1 protein-coding gene is annotated in these 281 nt (G+C 56.2%); it reads left to right on the top strand.

Annotated elements, in window-relative coordinates; genetic code table 11:
• A partial coding sequence (locus HC176_RS19360; RefSeq protein WP_245234980.1) for a porin occupies positions 1-281 on the top strand: 281 nt, incomplete at both ends.

Below are 281 nucleotides of genomic sequence, written 5' to 3'. Positions count from 1 at the left end.
ACAAGGAGTTCTCGTTCAAGATCAATGGCCGCCTGCAGGCTGATGCCGACAGCTTCGATGGTTTCTACACCCAGAACGGCGAGCGCGCAGACGAGACCTATTTCCGTCGTGCGCGTCTGGAGATTTCCGGTGTTGCCTTCACCGATTGGGGCTACACCTTCAACCGCAACTTCACCAACGATTCCAGCAACTGGGACGAACTGGCCATCCACTACAACGGCTGGAAGCCGGTCCAGGTTTCGATTGGTCGTATCAATCCGACCTTTGGCCTGGAAGAAGCG

This window comes from Tamlana crocina (assembly GCF_012037625.1).
The sequence above is the reverse complement of the archived record's forward strand: the minus strand, read 5'-3'. Positions and strand labels throughout refer to the sequence as shown.